The organism is Alcanivorax sp. HI0083, from assembly GCF_001635175.1.
The window spans coordinates 1-1,002 of sequence record NZ_LWFX01000288.1; the positions used below are offsets into that span (position 1 = coordinate 1).

At 61.0% G+C, this 1,002-nt stretch carries 2 protein-coding genes; one reads left to right on the forward strand and one right to left on the reverse strand.

Going from position 1 to position 1,002, the window contains the following annotated elements; translation table 11 throughout:
• Positions 1 to 422 (forward strand): methionine--tRNA ligase subunit beta (gene metG, locus A3754_RS03085; RefSeq protein ID WP_063518822.1); only part of this gene is annotated, 422 nt, incomplete at its 5' end.
• 231 nt (positions 423 to 653) lie between these two features.
• On the opposite strand, the gene A3754_RS03090 is transcribed toward metG, so the two are convergent.
• Positions 654 to 1,002 (reverse strand): Crp/Fnr family transcriptional regulator (locus tag A3754_RS03090; RefSeq protein ID WP_156496729.1); only part of this gene is annotated, 349 nt, incomplete at its 5' end.

Sequence of the window (1,002 nt, forward strand, 5' to 3'; positions counted from 1 at the left end):
AAGCCATGCTGGCGGATTCCAAGGACAGTACGCCGGCACAGGTTGCCGACAAGCCCAAAAAAGCAGACGCGAAAAAAGCGGATGCCGACGACGAAACCATCAGCATTGATGATTTTCTCAAGGTGAAACTGCGCGTGGCCCGTGTAGCCAAGGCGGCTCACGTGGAAGGCGCCGACAAGCTGCTGCAGCTGACACTGGACGTGGGCGAGCTGGGCGAGCGCAACGTCTTCGCCGGCATCAAATCGCGTTACGCACCGCAAGAGCTGGAAGGCAAACTGGTCGTCCTGGTCGCCAACCTGGCACCGCGCAAGATGAAGTTCGGCGTCTCCGAAGGCATGGTACTGGCCGCCGGCCCCGGCGGGGATGACATTCACATCCTCAGCCCGGACAGTGGCGCCGAACCGGGCATGGAAGTGCGCTAGGGTGAAAGCTCGGCGCCGGATGCCTGACGCAGAGGCGCCTTCATTCTACTGTGGGAAGCGATGCTTGCATCGCGAATAATCAGGTGGTGCTGAGCACGCCTCTTGGTCATGCAAGCATGACTTCCCACCCCCCTCTCATCTGGCCGAGCGTCTACAAGTGTGAGTGAGCAGGTTGAATTCACCCAAGGGCACAGAGAGCCTGAAAGGCGGAATCCGACATCCTGCTTAGCATCAATTCAACGTCGCCAAGTGTTCCCGCAGCGCCGCCTCATCTTCGATCGTGATGCGCCCGTAGCCCAGCGTGATCAGCCCCTGCGCCTCAAACGCCTTGAGCGTCCGGTGCACGCCCTGACGAGTCATCCCCATCATGTTGGCAATATGTTCACGGGTCAGACGCACCGTCACCGGCCCACCCTCCGGCTTGCCGCCGCGTTGCATTTGCGACAGGAACAACAAGCGCTGCCCTATCCGTGCCTGGGTGCCGCGCAGCGCGTCTTCCTCGATCATGGAGATGGCGGACCACAGCCGCTGGCTGATCAGATCCAGCACCACCGGGTAGCTTTGCGGGTAACGTTGCAGT